This window comes from Bacillus sp. FSL R10-2780 (assembly GCF_038006125.1).
In the GTDB taxonomy this organism is placed as follows: Bacteria; Bacillota; Bacilli; order Bacillales; family Bacillaceae_G; genus Bacillus_A; species Bacillus_A cereus_U.
Genome location: NZ_JBBOUQ010000001.1, coordinates 696,930 through 714,227 on the forward strand (window position 1 = coordinate 696,930; position 17,298 = coordinate 714,227).

A 17,298-nucleotide genomic window follows, 5' to 3' on the forward strand; every position below is an offset into this window, starting at 1 on the left:
CTCTGTTTGAGAAAATATACCATATAATGTAAGGGGATAGGGGTATGACTCTCGGCTTAGGAATCATTATAGTATTCGCTACGGTTATACTTGGCAGGTCTGCTTAATAGCTGGTATACACGCGATCCATATGTTGATACACATCAAATCCAGTCAGAGTGAATTGTAAGGGAGAACATTATATTGAAAGTACTAGTAAGCACGGGGAGTAGTATTTTTCTACAATTATTATTTTTGTATATATTTATTTCGGGTGTTTTATTGGAAGTTAATCCTTGGTATGCAGTAGTTGTGTATATAAGTGTAGCAATATTAAGTCTTTTCTTTGGGATATATTCGATTGTTCGTTCTGTAAGAAAAGGTTCGAATGCTATTTTTCTAACAATATCGGTTAGAGTTGTAACGTCGTTATTTGCAATATTAATTATCGGCTTTACAGTGTTTGCTTATTTTTTACCGGAAGCAGGTATTCCGCTGGTAATTAGTTTGTAGTATAAGTGGATGTGTCAAAAGATAAATGCTATTAAAGTGATATATTAAGGGGAATTAGATAAGGAAGCTGTGTAGAGATTTTTCTACACAGCATTTTTTGTGTCTAGCGTTCAATTACATATGTTTGTTGGTACGTATATATCGCCTTTGTATCAATTTATTAAACTGAAGATGGAGAGTCCCACGTATGAATCAAAAGAATAATAATATGAAAAAATTACCAATAAATATGTTAAAATAACATTGTCATATAACAAGGGGGATTCGTTTGATGGAAAAAGAGCATCTTGCTAAAGTAGATTTAACGAAAAGAATTGAATCAAAATCTAAGTACAATAAGAAACTCGAAAAATATCAAATGCGCTTATTAGCACTACAGCAAATTTTAAAAGAAGAGAAAATAGCTGTTATGCTCGTTATGGAGGGTTGGGATGCAGCAGGTAAAGGCGGAGCAATTAAGCGAGTGACTGAACATCTTGATCCGCGTGGATTCCAAGTAAATCCAATTGGCGCGCCTGCTCCTCATGAAAAACGGTATCATTATTTGCAACGTTTTTGGCGGAAACTTCCTCAATATGGGCAAATTACTATTTTTGATCGTTCATGGTACGGCCGTGTATTAGTTGAACGTGTAGAAGGTTTTGCTACAAACGAAGAGTGGACGAGAGCGTATGGTGAAATTAATGATTTTGAGAAGTTATTAACAGATGATCATTACATAATAGGAAAGTTTTTCTATCACATTAGTAAAGACGAACAGTTGAAGAGATTTAAAGAAAGAGAGAACAACCCTCTTAAAAGATGGAAAATTACAGATGAAGACTGGCGTAATCGTGAAAAATGGGATGAGTATGTTGAAGCAACGGAAGACATGTTTGAAAACACAGATAAACCGAATGCTAAATGGCATATTATCGCGAGTAATGATAAATTATATGCTCGTTTGAAAACATTGAAAGAAATTATTTCATTAATTGAGGACTATTTCTTAGAACATAATATAGAGTTACCTTCTTATTATAATGAAATAAAAGAAGGTAAGAAAAAGAAAATTAAATCTGTGCAAGAAGTAGGGGTTAAATAGTATAGAAAGATTTTGTCATTATAAGAGGTGGGTATGAAACATGAAGAGGAGCTGTCCCATAAGTAGGTGAAACTAAACTATGGGACAGCTTTTTTTAGTTAGAATGTACTTATATTAGATGGATCAATGAGAGTGTCGTTCAAGTAACGAATACAATTGTCATTGAATATGAAACAATAATTATAGTACATTAACAAGAGGGATTAATTTCAAAAGGAGGGTGAGAAAATGCTAGATAAGGCGGATGCTTCAATAAGTAACCATATGTATACAGAAGAAGAGCAACAAAAATTATATAAACGAACGTTACTAATCGTAAGTATTTCACAAATGTTTGGCGGAGCGGGATTAGCTGCTGGAATTACAGTAGGTGCACTTCTTGCGCAGCAAATGCTTGGAACAGATGCATATGCAGGATTACCGGCTGCTATGTTTACATTGGGATCTGCGGTAGCAGCTTTCATAGTAGGAAAGCTTTCACAACGATATGGTCGCCGAATAGGGCTTGCAACAGGTTTTATGGTAGGGGGACTTGGGGCTATTGGTGTTGTAATGGCAGCTTTAACAAATAGTATTATTCTCTTACTTGTTTCTTTACTCATTTATGGTGCGGGTACAGCTACGAATCTACAAGCTCGTTATGCGGGTACAGATTTAGCGAATAAGAAGCAACGAGCAACTGCTGTTAGTATTACGATGGTTATGACGACTTTCGGTGCAGTAGCGGGGCCAAATTTAGTAGGTGTAATGGGGGATTTTGCTCATTCGATTGGAATTCCTGAACTAGCTGGTCCGTTCATATTATCGGCAGCGGCATTTATACTTGCGGGTCTTGTCCTTTTCGTTATGCTTCGTCCAGATCCGTTAATTATTGCTAACATAATAGAAAGATATAAACAGGAACATACATATAAAGGACAATCGGTAACTAATGAAACGTTAGAAAATAAAAGGGGCATTACCGTCGGAGCAATCGTTATGATACTTACTCAAGTAGTGATGGTTGCGATTATGACTATGACTCCAGTACATATGGGACACCATGGTCATGGACTAAGTGAAGTAGGGCTAGTCATTGGATTCCACGTAGGGGCAATGTACCTTCCATCACTTGTTACAGGAATTCTTATTGATAAAGTTGGTAGAACAGCGATGAGTATTGCTGGTGGGGTGATTTTACTCGCAGCTGGTGTCATAGCTGCGATAGCACCGAGTGATTCTTTAATACTATTAATCGTTGCTCTTTCTTTACTTGGATTAGGATGGAATCTCGGATTAATAAGTGGTACTGCTCAAATTGTTGATTCAACGGAGCCTTCCACACGTGCAAAAACACAAGGGAAAATAGATGTGTTTATTGCACTAGCTGGAGCTTCTGGTGGAGCGATGTCAGGAATGATAGTAGCGAATTCAAGTTATGCAGCATTATCATTAGCGGGAGGGGCTGTAGCCTTATTGCTTATTCCCGTCGTGATATGGTCTCGGGCAGGTAAATAAATTTCATGAAATTAAAAAGAGGTTCTAGTTATTTCTAGAACCTCTTTTCATACATTTAACTTAAATCCCACTCTACAATAAGACCTAAATGCGTAAGTCCACCACCAAATCCGTACAGCAAAAGTGTGTCTCCGTTATTTAATCTTCCTTCTTTTCTAGCTAAATCTAAAGCGAGTGGAATAGAGACGGAAGATGTATTCCCCATATCTTCCACACTCGTTAATGTTTTTTGAATAGATATTTTTGATTTTTCGCAAATAGATTCAATCATTCTTAAGTTAGCACTATGTGGTATGAACCAGTCTATATCATTTATTTGCAAATTTGCAGTATGTAATAGTTCTTTTATGCCGTATGGTACTGTTCGTACAGCCCATTTATATACTTCTCTTCCATTTTGAACGATTTTTTCACTTGTTAGTAGTGGTGTGCCATTCATAGTAGTAGATAAGTTTGTTCTGTATAGTTGAATGCCACCGTCACCGTTTGTTCCCATGTGAGCAGCGATAAAGCTTGGTTTGTTTTCATCTCTTTCTAATAAAATAGCTCCAGCGCCATCACCGAACAAAATACAGGTCGTTCTATCGGTGTAATCAGTAACTTTAGATAATGTCTCTGTCGCTATGACGAGTACTTTTTGATGTAATCCAGAAGTGATTAAGCTATTACCGACATGCAGTCCGTATGTGAAACCAGCGCAAGTTGCATTTAAATCAAAAGCTAGTGTATGAGGTATGTTGAAGTATTGTTGTATTTGGCAAGCAACACTAGGAAAAACATAATCAGCAGTAGTTGTAGCGACGATGATACAGTCAATATCTTCTAAGTTTTTCTTATATGTTGTACATAAATTTTCGATGGCTTTAATAGCTAAGTGTGAGGAGTATTCGTCTTCGTTAGCAATTCTTCTTTCTTTCATGCCTGTTCTTTGTACAATCCATTCATCATTCGTATGGACCATCTTTTCTAAATCGTTATTAGACAATACTTGATCTGGAACATAAGTACCAATTGCGGTAATACGAGATTTAGAATTCATTGGAACATCTCCTAATTTTTATTTTATAACCTGATACTAATATAAGGTTATAAAAATGTCGATAAAGACTTTTATTGTATGGAAACGATAATGTTTAATTCACTATGGAGGAATTTGGCGAATGACGTAAAAATAATATACGGAAAGCTTCTAAAATTGATAATGTGAAGGGGTCTGAGATTCTTGAAAAGAATCGTTTATTTGTTGTCTCTTGTTTTAATTTGTAGCTTTCCTTTTTTTATTTTGCCAGAGAAATCTTATGCTTGTGACTGTATGAAAAAATCTCCAGAGGATGCATTTCAAAAAATGATGTAGTGTTTGAGGGGAAAGTAATTGAAATTGGAAGGAAAGAGGGAGTTGGAACTGAAGTGTTATTTGAAGTGAAGAACATTTGGAAAGGGACAAGTTCTTCACAAATTATCGTATATACAAATGGCGGTGATTGTGCCTTTCACTTTATAGATGGAGGAGAGTATTTAGTTTTTTCTTCTCAAAGAGGATCAGAAAAACAATTATACACACATAGCTGTAGTAGAACGAAGAGATTAGATGAGGCAGGGGCGGACAAAGTGGCTTTAAGTCAATTTGCAAAAGAGTCTGTTCCAACGAAGAAAGTGAATTTAAAAGGGGATATGGTTAACGGTTTTAGATGGGGACAGCTTGTTATCATTTCTATAGGTGTGTTATTAATAATTGTTGTTATTTTCATTGTGAGAAGAATTCGCAAAAAATGACGATTAAAGTAAAAATATAAAGATTTTCTTTCTGTTTCTATAGGTGGTTTAATCTTGTGAAAGCGAATTACTTATGCTACACTTTATGTAACCTAAAATGAACGGAGGGGCTTCCTTTGATCTTAATCAGATTACGTCTCAATACTTTGTGCCGATAATTGAATAGCGCTCAAAGACTCTGTCTGTGTGCAGAGTGAACGGGATTGGTCTGCCTATTTTAAAGGAACCCTTTATTAAGCTTATATGTGAAAAAGAGGGAGGGACGAATACGCCCTCTTTTTGTTTTGCCTTTATAAATAGAATGGGCTAGTATAGGTGAACACTTGTTGGATACGTATACTATCTTAGGACTTTTTGACCATGTTATAGGAAGAAAGCACTGCTTTCTTCTATTTCTTTGGTGAACCCTTATCCGTTTACGAAAACACAGGCAGTGACCTGTGTTTTTTATTTTGCGTAATCGAAATGGAGGAATAAATATATGGAAGAATTATTACAAAGAGCAATATTAGTTGGAGTAAATTTAGGTAATGAAGCTGATTTTGCATATTCGATGGAAGAGTTAGCAAATCTTACGGAAGCTTGTGATGTGGAAGTAATCGGTCAAGTGACGCAAAATTTACAACGAGTAAATCCGTCGCATTATATTGGAAAAGGGAAGATTGAAGAAGTAGCAGCGTATGTGAAAGAAGCAGATGCAAATATGGTCATCTTTAATGACGAATTATCTCCTTCACAAATTCGAAATTTAGAAGAGGATTTAGATTGTAAAGTAATTGATCGTACCATTTTAATTTTAGATATCTTTGCGCAACGTGCGAAAACGAAAGAAGCGCAGTTGCAAGTAGAAGTGGCCCATCTTCAGTACATGATGCCTCGTTTAATCGGTCTTCGTGAATCTTTAGGAAGACAAAGCGGGGGAGTTGGCACGAAAAATAAAGGTGTCGGTGAGAAGAAGTTGGAATTAGATCGTCGTAAAATTGAAGAACAAATTGCGGCTCTAAATAAAGAATTAGAAGCACTTGTTGCGCAGCGCCAAACGCAGCGTAAACAACGTAAGAAAAATGAAATTCCAGTTGTGTCATTAGTAGGATATACGAATGCAGGTAAATCAACGATAATGAATACGATGCTTGAAATCTTTAATGGTACTGTAGAGAAACAAGTATTTGAAAAAGATATGTTATTTGCGACGTTAGAAACATCTGTACGAAATATTGATTTGCCAGATAATAAATCATTTTTATTAACGGATACAGTTGGATTTGTAAGTAAATTACCGCATCATCTTGTGAAAGCATTCCGTTCAACGCTAGAGGAAGTGGCTGAAGCAGATTTACTCATTCACGTCGTAGATTACTCAAATCCCAATTATGAGCAATTAATTGATATTACAAATGAAACGTTAAAGAAAATTGGCGTGGAAAATATCCCGACGATTTATGCATATAACAAATCAGATTTGGTAGATGTTGAAATTCCGAAAGTGCAAGAAGATCGCGTTTATCTATCTGCGAAGAAACATGTTGGAATTGAAGAGCTTGTAGAAGTGGTTCGCTCACACATTTATAAAGAGTATACGAAGTGTGAAATGTTAATTCCGTATGATCAAGGACAGGTAGTTTCGTATTTCAACAATCATGCACACGTTTTATCTACGAGTTATGAAAACGAAGGTACGAAAATGGCACTAGAATGTAAGACGAGTGATTACACGAAGTATAAGCGTTTTGCTATTTAATAGAAAAGGCGATCCTAATATGCTTTAGGGTCGTCTATTTTTTCATAGTTGCAAGCCTTCCTTTCGTCCTGCCTTAGTATAAAAGAAAATACAGAGAGTTCATATAAATAAATCCGACAAAGCATATAGAAAAAATATATTTTTTTACAAGTTGAATTTCTGGAAATAGAAACGAAACCAGTATAGAATAGAAATGTTTCAAAACTCAGAATTTATTACACTTACTGTAATAAATATATATTTTGTACAGGAAGGAGAGATTCGTATATGCAGGCAGTTTCACAAAAAAGTGCAGTGGAAACACCGACGATATATCGAATATTATTTGCGATTAGTTTCGGACATTTTTTAAATGATTCGATGCAAGCAGTTGTGCCAGCGTTGTTTCCTATTTTGGAAAAAACGATGAATTTATCCTACATGCAAGTAGGGTGGATAGCGTTCGCGTTAAATATGACGTCATCGATTATGCAGCCGGTTTTTGGTATGTATTCAGATAAGAAGCCGTCACCATTTTTATTACCACTGGGTATGTTTTCGAGCATGCTTGGGATGATTGGGCTCGCGTTTGCCCCGAATTTTATTATTGTTATTATTTCTGTTTTATTTATTGGATTAGGTTCCGCAGTCTTTCATCCAGAAGGTGCCCGGGTTGCTTATATGGCAGCAGGTGCCAAACGTGGTTTAGCACAAGCGATTTATCAAGTGGGAGGAAATACAGGGAATTCGCTAGCACCTATTTTTACAGCGCTCATTTTCGTTCCACTAGGTCAAATTGGTTCTCTAGGTTTTACTGCTTTCGCAACGGTAGGGATTGTATTGTTACTTTTTGTTTCAAATTGGTATAAAAATGAATTAGCGACTGGTGCTGTAAGAAGGAAAAAGAGGGCTGCACTTGAGGCTGAAAATGCGATTGTAAGTACGCACATTAAATTTGTTATTATACTTCTTGTTTTTCTAACATTCGTACGTTCTTGGTACGGTGCTGGTATCGGGAATTTCTATCAATTTTATTTAATAGAGCATTACGGTTTATCGATAAAAAATGCACAGTATTTCGTCTTTGCTTTTATGATTGCTGGTGTATTAGGTACTTTCTTTGGTGGTCCGCTAGCGGATCGATTCGGTAAGAAAAAGATCATTGTCTTTTCGATGCTCGGTTCAGCACCGCTTGCACTATTGTTACCGCACGTTTCTCTTATGTGGGTTGTACCGTTGTTTTTATGCATCGGATTTATTAGTTCTAGTAGTTTTAGTGTAATCGTTGTATATGCACAAGAACTTGTTCCAGGTAAAGTTGGAATGGTATCGGGATTAATTGTTGGTCTTGCGTTTGGCCTTGGAGCATTAGGTGCTGTAGTTCTTGGGAAATTAGCTGATATGTATAGTCTTCAGTTTATTATGCTATTATGTAGTTGTTTACCATTAATTGGACTAACTTCATGGTTACTGCCAAATGATAAGAAAACGATAGAATAGGAGATGCGCTATGAAAGTATGTGAAAACGTTACAGAATTAATAGGAGATACACCTGTCGTTCGATTATCTAAATTTATTCCAGAAGACGCAGCGGATGTGTATGTGAAATTGGAAATGTTTAATCCGTCACGCAGTGTGAAAGATCGTGCTGCTTATAATTTAATTCATATTGCTGAGGAACACGGTCTCATTAAGCCGGGGGATACAATTATTGAACCGACGAGCGGAAATACAGGAATTGGCTTAGCGATGAATGCGGCTGCTAAAGGGTATAAAGCTATTTTAATTATGCCAGATAATATGTCCAAAGAGCGTATTAATTTATTGAAGGCATACGGAGCAGAGGTAGTTTTAACACCGGCAGAACAAAGAATGCCAGGAGCAATTGCGAAGGCGGTAGAGTTACAAAAAGAAATTCCAAATAGTTTTATTCCGCAGCAATTTGAAAACCCAGCAAATCCGGATGTTCATCGTTATACGACTGCACTTGAAATTTATGAACAAATGGATGGAGAGCTTGATGCATTTGTAGCAACCGCAGGAACAGGTGGAACAATTACAGGGACAGGTGAAACATTAAAAGAGAAACTACCAAACTTATATATTGCAGTAGTAGAACCGAAAGGATCACCAGTGTTATCTGGTGGTGTTCCAGGCCCTCATAAACTAGTCGGAACAAGTCCTGGTTTTATTCCCAAAAACTTAAATACAGAAGTGTATAACGAAATTATTCAAATTGCGGATGAAGAAGCGTTAACTACAATGAGAAACTTAGCAAGACAAGAAGGCTTATTAGTAGGGCCATCTTCAGGAGCTTCTGTTTACGCAGCAATTATGATAGCGAAGCGTCTAGGTGCTGGTAAAAAGGTTTTATGTATTGCACCTGATACAGGGGAACGTTATTTAAGTATGGGGCTATTTGAATAAAAATGATGAAAACACCTTAATAGTAAGGATGAAAATCCTCTATTAAGGTGTTTCTTTTAGAAAAATAGAGAATGGATGAGTGGGGAGAATGACAATGAAACTATTAAAACTGACATACGAATATCGCGAACAAATTATGGAGTATAGGCAGGCATTTTTAAATTCAGGAGAACAACCACACGGTAGTAGTTCTTTACAAAATTTTGCTTCTCTTGATGAATGGTTTGAAAAAGTGAGTATACAAGAAGTAGGAGAAAACTTACCATCTAATCGAGTACCATCTAGTCAATTTTTAAGTTTTGAAAAAGGAGAACTTATAGGTTTTGTGAATATTAGACATCGATTAAATCCAGAATTATTGCTGGAAAGCGGTCATATCGGTTATAGTGTGCATCCTAATAAACGTCGCCAAGGATATGCTACTAAACAACTTCAACTTTCATTGGCTAAAGCGCAAAAATTAGGATTGAAGAAAGTGTTAATAACTTGTGATAAATCTAATATTGGTTCTGCTAAAACGATTCAAAAGGTTGGCGGTGTGTTAGAAAATGAAGTAGTTTCTACTCATACTGGCGAAATTGTTCAGCGTTATTGGGTAGAAATATAATTTAGTAGGAATTTGAAAAGGTAATGTAATGCGGAATATTGAAATAGATAAATGAAAAGTAAGGGGAGTACTGCAGTTTTAGGGGGAAATGAAATGGGATTAAAAGAGAAAGCGATAAAAATGTCGGAGATTTATAGGCAAAACCCGAAAGTCGAAGCTATTATTTTAGCAGGATCTGTAGCTAGAAAGTTAGAAGATGAACATTCAGATATTGAATTACATATTTTATGGTCAGCACCGCCAGAGGATGAGGATCGTCAAGGACCTATTAACAATATTGGTGGAACGATTTTGTCATATCATCCTTACGAGGAAGAAGAATGGTCGGAAACATATTTGACGAAAGAAGGAATTAAACTAGAGATTAGTAATTTTTTAACAGTGACAGTAGAAAAGGTTATTTCAGAAGTTATAGAGCAGCATGATATAAATTATGAGAAACAATGTATTGTATCATCGGTTCATGATGGTGTGAGTTTGTATGGAGAAGTGAAAGTACATGCTCTAAAAGATAGAGTTGAAGCATATCCAGAAGAACTGGCGAAAAGGATGATTTCAGAAAACCTTTGGTTAAGCAATCGTTGGCATAATCGAGAGGCTCTTTTGAAACGAAAAGATTGGCTTATGCTTTATGATGTTATTTGTGAAGTACAAAGAAATATATTTGGGGTCTTGTTTGGAATGAACCGAATGTACGTGCATCATCCTGCATTTAAATGGATGCCAGATAATGTGGAACGAATGAGTATTAAACCTGAAAATCTATATGAGCGTATGGCAAATACGCTGATAGGGGAACCGGAGTATAGTGTACAGGAGTTAGAAGTGTTAATCGAAGAGGTATTACATTTAGTAGAACAATATGCTCCGGAGTTAAATATCGCTGAACAACAAAAGCATATTCAATATGCGAAGTGATAAAACAAAAGATGTAACAACGCGTTACATCTCTTTTTTTTTATTTTACTAACTTTCCTAATACAGGCAAACGTTGAATACGATCACCGAGAATATGCGAAGCAAGTCCACTTGTTAATACGAATAAAAGATAAACAAGTCCTCCTACTGATGCGCATATAAACACAATAATCAGTGATTCTATATAAGATTGGCCAGGAATAATCCAGCTTATAAATGCTCTTAATGCGATTACAACAGCAGACATTGCCGCGGAGTAAATCGTAATAAGAAATACTGTTTTTGCTGTTTCGCCAATTTTAAATTTAGCAAACTTAACGATGCAGTACAACATAATAATATTTGAAACGAGATATCCAAGAATTGTTCCAAGTACAGCACCATGTCCACCGAATAAGTGTAAAAGTGGTGTGTTCAGCACAATTTTAACGAGAATACCGACTGAAAATGCAATCATTGTTTTTCTTTGATAATCAATTCCTTGTAATATAGCTGCTGAAACTGTGAAAATCGCACTTAATATAGCAGACGGTGCAAATGAAATTAAATATTGTGATCCACCAAGTGCAATTTCAGGATTTACATAAACCATGCGGAATGCATCGTAAGCGATACTTGCTAGACCGAATGCGGCTGGGATAGTGAAGAATAACAATACTTGAAATATCTTTGCAATTTGTCCTTGTAATTCATCTAGCTTCCCGCTTGTATAAGATTTCGTAATAGCTGGAATTATCGTTAATGAGAATCCAGTTGCAAGTGAAGCTGGAATCATAATTAACTTTTGTGCATAGTTCGTTATATAAGCGAAAACTGCATTCGCGGTTTCTAAAGGCTCTCCCATCGCTCTAAGGACATCAGCTACGGTATATTGATCTACTAACGTATAGAGTGGAATTGCAATACCAACAAATACAATTGGGATTGCATATCGAAGTAATTCCATATAAATATTTTTTAATGGAATATCGGATGCCCTTGACTTTAATTCACCTTCAGGAGGCTTTAATCCGTTATACTTTTTCCAGTACATCATTAAAATAGAGACGCTGGCAAGTGCCCCGATAACAGCGCCAAACGTAGCAACTGCAACAGAAGAAGCTACTGAGCCTCCTAATAGTTTTGAGACGATAAAACTACCAACTAAAATGAAAACAACGCGCGCGATTTGTTCCACAACTTGAGATACAGCACTTGGTTTCATATGTTGAAAACCTTGGAAATAACCACGTGTAACACTCATAGCTGGTACGATAATAAGCGCGAAGCTTAATGCTCGCATTGTAAGTGTTACGTCGGCGATAAATTGTGGATCTGGCGTTTTCGAGCGAATGATAAATTGTGATATGTACGGTGCTCCAATAAATAAAGTTAAAAATCCTAAAAAGCCCATAAACAACATCAATTTTACGCTCGAGTTATACAATTTTTTACTTGTACTATAATCACCAAGCGCATTATGTTTTGCAACAAATTTTGAGACGGCAATTGGAATACCAGCTGTTGAAAAGCTTAATAAAATACCGTACCAAGAGTATGCATATCCGTATAAAGCGACCCCTTGCGTTCCAACTAATAATTGGAAGGGGAAAAAGTATATAAAACCTAAAATTCGTGAAATCATTGTTGCACCACTTAATAAAGCAGTACCTTTTAAAACTTTTGAAGTAGACAAAATTCTTTCCTCCTACTCGTGCTGCCTTGCATTTATCGTATACTACTATAAACCTGTTAGAGAAGTTAATACAGTATAAACCATAAATGTTCTAATACTATTCATTTGAAAGTCATATTTTGAATTTTTAAATAGAATGTAATGCATAAAATTTCAAAATATAAGTTGACACTATTTTTAATGTATGATAAAAATGATAGTAATCAATTAGGAAAATAATATTTGAGCAATGAAAGGGTATAGTAGTGAAAATCTCCCTATTTCAGAGAGCTGATGGTTGGTGTGAATCAGTATATAGATTATTCATGAAGTTCGTCCTGGAGCATCTTTCATAAATCTCACATTGTGAGGAAATGAAAGACGGTAGTGCATACCGTTATCAAATAAAGTGGTGAAGATTTTTTTCACAACTAGGGTGGTACCGCGATATATATCGTCCCTACGTATTTACGTAGGGACGTTTTTTATTTAGGTCTTAACTTTGTTGTGTCTTCATAACTAGGGTGGTACCGCGATATTTTATCGTCCCTACGTATTTGCGTAGGGGCGTTTTTATTTAGGTCTTACTTTTGTTGTATCTTCATAACTAGGGTGGTACCGCGATATTTTTGTCGTCCCTACGTATTTACGTAGGGGCGTTTTTTATTTGAGAGGAAGTGGTTGGATTAGAACGGGCTAGTAATAGAACAATATGAACATAGAGCGAATTATAATGAAAAGAAATAGAAAAAGAGAGGAGATAAAAAGATGAATTCACAGCAATGGACATCGAAATTAGGTTTCGTATTAGCTGCAGCAGGTTCAGCAATTGGTCTTGGGGCGATTTGGAAATTCCCGTATATGGCCGGTATTGGAGGAGGCGGGGCGTTCTTCCTTATTTTCATCGGTTTCACATTATTAATTGGTTTACCGCTATTATTAGCTGAATTCGTTATTGGAAGAAGTACACAAAAAGAGGCTGTTGATGCGTATAGAGAGATTGCTCCTAAAACGTTATGGCCGTGGTTAGGTAAATTAGGGATTGTAACATGTTTCATATTACTTTCTTTCTACAGTGTTGTAGGAGGTTGGATCTTATTATATTTATGGAATGCAATTACAGGTAGACTATGGGAAGGAAATGGTGCGTACGAAGCTACGTTTGGTGAAATCATTTCCAATCCGTATTTAGCAGTTGGATCACAGCTATTATTCATCCTTATTACTATTTTTATCGTAAGTAAAGGTGTACAAAATGGTGTTGAAAAAGTAAATAAATATTTCATGCCAGCACTATTCGTTTTATTCTTTGTATTAATTGTTCGTGCACTTACGTTAGACGGTGCCGGAGAAGGAGTTCGATTCTTCTTACAACCTGATTTCTCAAACGTAACATCAGAAATCATTTTATATGCAATGGGGCAATCGTTCTTCTCGCTATCTGTCGGTGTAGCCGTTATGGTAACGTATAGCTCATACTTACCGAAAGAAGAAAGTTTACCGCGTTCAGCATTTTCTATCGTAGCTTTAACACTTGTTATTACATTACTTGCAGGACTTGCAATTTTCCCAGTTGTGTTCGCATTTGGAATGGAACCATCTCAAGGACCAGGACTATTATTTATCGTATTGCCAGCTATTTTCAGTAAAATGGCGTTCGGAAAATTATTCTTCATCGTTTTCTTATTACTATTCTTCTTTGCTACTATTACATCAGCAATTTCGATGTTAGAAATTAGCGTTGCATCTTTAACAACAAAAGGTAAAAGCAAAGGGAAACGTGAAAAAATGGCTTTAATTGTTGGGTTGTTAATCTTTGTTGTTGGGGTACCATCAGCATTATCATTCGGTTTGTTAAGTGATGTGAAACCATTTGGGAAAACAATTTTTGATTTAGCAGACTATGCGGTTAGTAACATACTAATGCCGCTTGGTGTTTTATTAGTTTCTATCTTTGTTCCGTTGAAAATGAAGAAAGATGTATTAATGAAAGAGCTTGGTGTAAGTAAAAATAAAGGCTATAAACTATTCCTATTATGGTTATTCTTACTTCGCTATATTGCACCAATTGCGATTATTATCGTATTCTTAAATGTACTTGGAATTATATAAAAAGAAAGGTAGCGTATCGTGGTATGATACGCTACCTTTTTATTTTGCTCTTTTTTGCAATTCATTTACTGTTACGAATTGATACCCCTTTTTAGATAAAGAGTCTAAAATACCTTCAATGGTTTGCAGATTTTCATTAGATTCATCATACATAGAGTGCAATAAAATGATAGAACCAGGTTTTATCATTTTATTGACGTAGTCAACTTTATCAGCCGCAGATTTATAAAAAGTATCAGGCTCAAGATTCCATGTGATAGTTTCAATATTATTTTTGTTTAAATAGTATGGTAGTCCTATTAGTTTCTTACCGTTGGGTGGCCTAAAATCAATTTCATCTGTATATCCTGTTTGACGGATTATCGAGTTCGTTTTTTCTATTTCTTCTTTAATGAAAGAAGGAGTTTTGAAAACCATTCTATTATGAGAATATGTATGGTTTCCAAGTTGGTGCCCTGATTGAACAATTGCTTTTCCTAATGGTAAATTGTTTTCTAATTCGTTTCCGATAACAAAGAAAGTAGCTTTCGCATTGTATTTATCTAGTAGTGGTAATATTTGTTTTACATTGTTAGTAGGACCATCATCAAAAGTTAAAGCAATCACTTTTTCATTTGTTTCTACGTGATTTGTTAGATCTCCAAATAATTGAAAGCTTCTTGCGTTCATCAATTTGTACGTTCCGAATAAAGCTGTAGTAATAATGAATATTGTAACTATTGTAATGATTATTCTCTTCTTCATAACGCAACCTCACTATACTTTTTGATTCGATTAAAAAGTATTATATCAAACTGTGTAACTTGTTGCTTCAAAAATTGTGAAGATGCAAGGAGAGGGAATTTATCATATAATAAAATGCAAAAGGTATATTAGGAGGTGTTTGTATGGCGATTACAATTCAATTGCCAGACACTGCAGCGTCTCATGCAAAGCCAAGTATGGAAATGGCGATACTTTGCGTGAGGTAGACAAGTAATATACAATCAATCGCCAAAATGAGCTCGTATCATTTTTTATATTTGGCTTTGCACCTTATTGAAATGAACCATAAAAAATAAGGGGCGAGCAGAAATGAAATACGTAAAAGCTGCGACTGTTTTACCGGAAAGTTTAATTGCTGAAATTCAAAAGTATATACAAGGTGAAACAATTTACATTCCAAAACAAGAAACAAAACATTATAAATGGGGTACACGATCTGGCGGAAGAAAACAACTGGATGAAAGAAATAAAGCAATTAAAGACGCTTTTAAAAGTGGAATTGCAATTCATCAATTAGCAGAAGAATATTTTCTTTCCGGAGAAACGATTAAAAAGATTGTGTATTCTAAATAAACAAAAGTAAAAGAGTCTGATTCGAATATTATTTTGAATCAGACTCTTTTTACTTTGTATGTATTGAATATGGATGGGCATGATAATATCAAAAATGCAACGTCTATGTATTAAACAGAATACATAGAGTGCGGGTTAAAGCAGAAAGGTGAATAACTATGAATCATCTTGGACAAATAACGATAGAGCTTTTAGTTGGTTTTTTTGTTCTATTAATTGCTACAAAAATATTAGGGAAAACACAAATATCTCAGCTAACGCCTTTTGATTTTATTTCTGCTATCGTTCTTGGTGAGCTTGTTGGAAATTCAATATATGATCCTAAAATTAAAGTGTGGTCTATTTTATATTCAGTATTTGTTTGGGTCATATTAATTTACACAATAGAAGTGATAACGCAAAAAATAAGAGGAACAAGAAGGTTTTTTGAAGGATACCCTTCTATTATCATTCGTAATGGTCATATTGACCGAGAGCAATTAAGTGCAAATCATTTGGACATCAACCAATTACAGCAAATGCTAAGACAACAAAAAGATATTTTTTCAATCCGAGAAGTTGAATATATGATATTGGAACCTAACGGAAACATAAGCGTTCTGAAAAAAAGTAAATATGAAACTCCCAATATAAATGATTTAAGTTTAAAACATAAGCCAGTATACTTACCCATTTCATTAATTAGTGACGGAAAAGTAGTTAAGGATAATTTGAGGGAAGCAGGTTTTGATGAGGGATGGCTTTATAAGCAAATTAAGCAAAAAGGGATTACTAAATTTGAGGATGTATTATATGCGGAATGGAAAACAGATGATGGATTTTTTTGTCAGGAGATGAAAAGATTAAAATAGTAATAAAAAAACAATTCCTAGAGGCATGTCTATGCAATGTTCATTTCTAAATTATCTTTTACATATCAAAAAACTGAATCATTGTATACAATAAAACTAGATCAACAATTTGTATGGAGTGATAAAGATGGAAGCTTTTATTAGAAGTGATCAATATAATTTTATAAAGTCACAAGCTTATATTTTAGCAAATGGACATGCGACGGCAAATGATAGAGGAGTAATTCAAGCGTTAAAATCACTTGCAATTGAAAAGATAATACATGTATTTGAGAATTTAACGGATGAACAGAAAGAGTTAATTGATACGGTATTAACAGTTGAAAATCGAGAAGATGCAGAATCGTTTTTACTGAAAATAAATCCGTATGTAATACCATTTCAGGAAGTTACAGCACAAACGTTAAAAAAATTATTTCCTAAGGCGAAAAAATTAAAACTTCCTGATATGGAAGAAATTAATATGAAAGAAACGTCTTACTTAAGCTGGATTGATAAAGGAACAAGCAGGAAATTTATAATTGCAAAAAACAATAATAAGTTCGTTGGTCTACAAGGAACGTTCCAAAGCATAAATAAAAAAAGTATTTGTTCATTATGTCATGGGCATGAAGAAGTAGGGATGTTTTTAGTTGAAATAAAAGGGAAAATCCCAGGAACGTTTGTTAAAAAGGGCAATTATATTTGCAAAGATGGTGTTGCTTGTAACCATAACATGAAATCGCTTGATAAATTACAGGATTTTATTGAGAGATTGAAGAAATAAATAGAAGACCTCTAGTACTAAAACTGGAGGTTTTTATTTTTTGAAGAAGTGGTAATAG

The 17,298-nt window shown here is 35.1% G+C and carries 15 protein-coding genes, 1 pseudogene and 1 other annotated feature; of the genes and pseudogenes, 13 read left to right on the top strand and 3 right to left on the bottom strand.

What is annotated here, in order from left to right; translation table 11 throughout:
• Window positions 1-183 precede the first annotated feature (183 nt).
• The 3 genes from NSQ47_RS03700 to NSQ47_RS03710 all read left to right on the top strand — a co-directional run bounded on the left by NSQ47_RS03700 (window position 184) and on the right by NSQ47_RS03710 (window position 3,073).
• A complete protein-coding gene (locus NSQ47_RS03700; RefSeq protein WP_341036146.1) occupies window positions 184-492 on the top strand; it encodes an alpha/beta hydrolase in 309 nt (102 codons plus the stop codon).
• Between the two features lie 271 nt (window positions 493-763).
• Complete coding sequence (locus tag NSQ47_RS03705; protein ID WP_341036147.1) at window positions 764-1,576, top strand: polyphosphate kinase 2 family protein; 813 nt, start codon at window positions 764-766, stop codon at window positions 1,574-1,576.
• Window positions 1,577-1,804: 228 nt separating this feature from the next.
• Window positions 1,805-3,073: an MFS transporter gene (locus NSQ47_RS03710; protein WP_341036148.1), complete on the top strand. Its 1,269-nt coding sequence runs from the start codon at window positions 1,805-1,807 to the stop codon at window positions 3,071-3,073.
• 55 nt (window positions 3,074-3,128) lie between these two features.
• Here the strand turns inward: NSQ47_RS03710 and NSQ47_RS03715 are convergent, their stop codons facing one another.
• Entirely contained in the window at window positions 3,129-4,112 is a 984-nt protein-coding gene (locus tag NSQ47_RS03715; protein WP_341036149.1) for a ketoacyl-ACP synthase III, read from the bottom strand.
• Between the two features lie 183 nt (window positions 4,113-4,295).
• On the opposite strand from NSQ47_RS03715, the pseudogene NSQ47_RS03720 reads away from it, so the two are divergent.
• The 6 genes and pseudogenes from NSQ47_RS03720 to NSQ47_RS03745 all read left to right on the top strand — a co-directional run bounded on the left by NSQ47_RS03720 (window position 4,296) and on the right by NSQ47_RS03745 (window position 10,519).
• A pseudogene (locus NSQ47_RS03720) lies at window positions 4,296-4,846 on the top strand (cobalamin biosynthesis protein CbiN).
• 481 nt (window positions 4,847-5,327) lie between these two features.
• Complete coding sequence (gene hflX / locus NSQ47_RS03725; protein WP_341036151.1) at window positions 5,328-6,587, top strand: GTPase HflX; 1,260 nt, start codon at window positions 5,328-5,330, stop codon at window positions 6,585-6,587.
• Between the two features lie 267 nt (window positions 6,588-6,854).
• Window positions 6,855-8,066: an MFS transporter gene (locus tag NSQ47_RS03730; RefSeq protein ID WP_341036153.1), complete on the top strand. Its 1,212-nt coding sequence runs from the start codon at window positions 6,855-6,857 to the stop codon at window positions 8,064-8,066.
• Window positions 8,067-8,076: 10 nt separating this feature from the next.
• Window positions 8,077-8,994, top strand: a complete 918-nt coding sequence (gene cysK, locus NSQ47_RS03735; RefSeq protein ID WP_078173131.1) for a cysteine synthase A — start codon at window positions 8,077-8,079, stop codon at window positions 8,992-8,994.
• Window positions 8,995-9,088: 94 nt separating this feature from the next.
• Window positions 9,089-9,601: a GNAT family N-acetyltransferase gene (locus NSQ47_RS03740; RefSeq protein WP_320618689.1), complete on the top strand. Its 513-nt coding sequence runs from the start codon at window positions 9,089-9,091 to the stop codon at window positions 9,599-9,601.
• Between the two features lie 93 nt (window positions 9,602-9,694).
• The gene (locus NSQ47_RS03745) at window positions 9,695-10,519 is read left to right on the top strand and encodes a DUF4037 domain-containing protein (protein WP_215581293.1); all 825 of its coding nucleotides are present in this window, start codon (window positions 9,695-9,697) and stop codon (window positions 10,517-10,519) included.
• Window positions 10,520-10,559: 40 nt separating this feature from the next.
• Here NSQ47_RS03745 and NSQ47_RS03750 read toward each other — a convergent pair whose 3' ends face one another.
• Window positions 10,560-12,194 carry a putative polysaccharide biosynthesis protein gene (locus tag NSQ47_RS03750; protein ID WP_215581295.1) on the bottom strand — a complete coding sequence of 545 codons (1,635 nt, stop codon included), beginning with the start codon at window positions 12,192-12,194 and terminating at the stop codon, window positions 10,560-10,562.
• Between the two features lie 220 nt (window positions 12,195-12,414).
• Window positions 12,415-12,638: a binding site (T-box leader), on the top strand.
• 303 nt (window positions 12,639-12,941) lie between these two features.
• Here NSQ47_RS03750 and NSQ47_RS03755 point away from each other — a divergent pair.
• Window positions 12,942-14,285: a sodium-dependent transporter gene (locus NSQ47_RS03755; RefSeq protein ID WP_341036154.1), complete on the top strand. Its 1,344-nt coding sequence runs from the start codon at window positions 12,942-12,944 to the stop codon at window positions 14,283-14,285.
• A 39-nt stretch (window positions 14,286-14,324) separates the two neighbouring features.
• Here NSQ47_RS03755 and NSQ47_RS03760 read toward each other — a convergent pair whose 3' ends face one another.
• Window positions 14,325-15,029, bottom strand: a complete 705-nt coding sequence (locus NSQ47_RS03760) for a polysaccharide deacetylase family protein (RefSeq protein ID WP_341036155.1) — start codon at window positions 15,027-15,029, stop codon at window positions 14,325-14,327.
• 330 nt (window positions 15,030-15,359) lie between these two features.
• On the opposite strand from NSQ47_RS03760, the gene NSQ47_RS03765 reads away from it, so the two are divergent.
• The 3 genes from NSQ47_RS03765 (at window position 15,360) to NSQ47_RS03775 (ending at window position 17,240) form a co-directional block, all read left to right on the top strand.
• The gene (locus NSQ47_RS03765) at window positions 15,360-15,623 is read left to right on the top strand and encodes a CD3324 family protein (protein ID WP_002202437.1); all 264 of its coding nucleotides are present in this window, start codon (window positions 15,360-15,362) and stop codon (window positions 15,621-15,623) included.
• A gap of 158 nt (window positions 15,624-15,781) precedes the next feature.
• Window positions 15,782-16,474, top strand: a complete 693-nt coding sequence (locus NSQ47_RS03770; RefSeq protein ID WP_002158372.1) for a DUF421 domain-containing protein — start codon at window positions 15,782-15,784, stop codon at window positions 16,472-16,474.
• A 127-nt stretch (window positions 16,475-16,601) separates the two neighbouring features.
• Entirely contained in the window at window positions 16,602-17,240 is a 639-nt protein-coding gene (locus NSQ47_RS03775) for a FusB/FusC family EF-G-binding protein (RefSeq protein WP_002200929.1), read from the top strand.
• Window positions 17,241-17,298: the final 58 nt, after the last annotated feature.

Coding starts and splice junctions, on each gene's coding strand:
- NSQ47_RS03705 (WP_341036147.1), top strand. CDS start 764: ATGGAAAAAGAGCATCTTGCTAAAGTAGATTTAACGAAAAGAATTGAA.
- NSQ47_RS03710 (WP_341036148.1), top strand. CDS start 1,805: ATGCTAGATAAGGCGGATGCTTCAATAAGTAACCATATGTATACAGAA.
- NSQ47_RS03715 (WP_341036149.1), bottom strand. CDS start 4,112: ATGAATTCTAAATCTCGTATTACCGCAATTGGTACTTATGTTCCAGAT.
- hflX (WP_341036151.1), top strand. CDS start 5,328: ATGGAAGAATTATTACAAAGAGCAATATTAGTTGGAGTAAATTTAGGT.
- NSQ47_RS03730 (WP_341036153.1), top strand. CDS start 6,855: ATGCAGGCAGTTTCACAAAAAAGTGCAGTGGAAACACCGACGATATAT.
- cysK (WP_078173131.1), top strand. CDS start 8,077: ATGAAAGTATGTGAAAACGTTACAGAATTAATAGGAGATACACCTGTC.
- NSQ47_RS03740 (WP_320618689.1), top strand. CDS start 9,089: ATGAAACTATTAAAACTGACATACGAATATCGCGAACAAATTATGGAG.
- NSQ47_RS03745 (WP_215581293.1), top strand. CDS start 9,695: ATGGGATTAAAAGAGAAAGCGATAAAAATGTCGGAGATTTATAGGCAA.
- NSQ47_RS03755 (WP_341036154.1), top strand. CDS start 12,942: ATGAATTCACAGCAATGGACATCGAAATTAGGTTTCGTATTAGCTGCA.
- NSQ47_RS03760 (WP_341036155.1), bottom strand. CDS start 15,029: ATGAAGAAGAGAATAATCATTACAATAGTTACAATATTCATTATTACT.
- NSQ47_RS03765 (WP_002202437.1), top strand. CDS start 15,360: ATGAAATACGTAAAAGCTGCGACTGTTTTACCGGAAAGTTTAATTGCT.
- NSQ47_RS03770 (WP_002158372.1), top strand. CDS start 15,782: ATGAATCATCTTGGACAAATAACGATAGAGCTTTTAGTTGGTTTTTTT.
- NSQ47_RS03775 (WP_002200929.1), top strand. CDS start 16,602: ATGGAAGCTTTTATTAGAAGTGATCAATATAATTTTATAAAGTCACAA.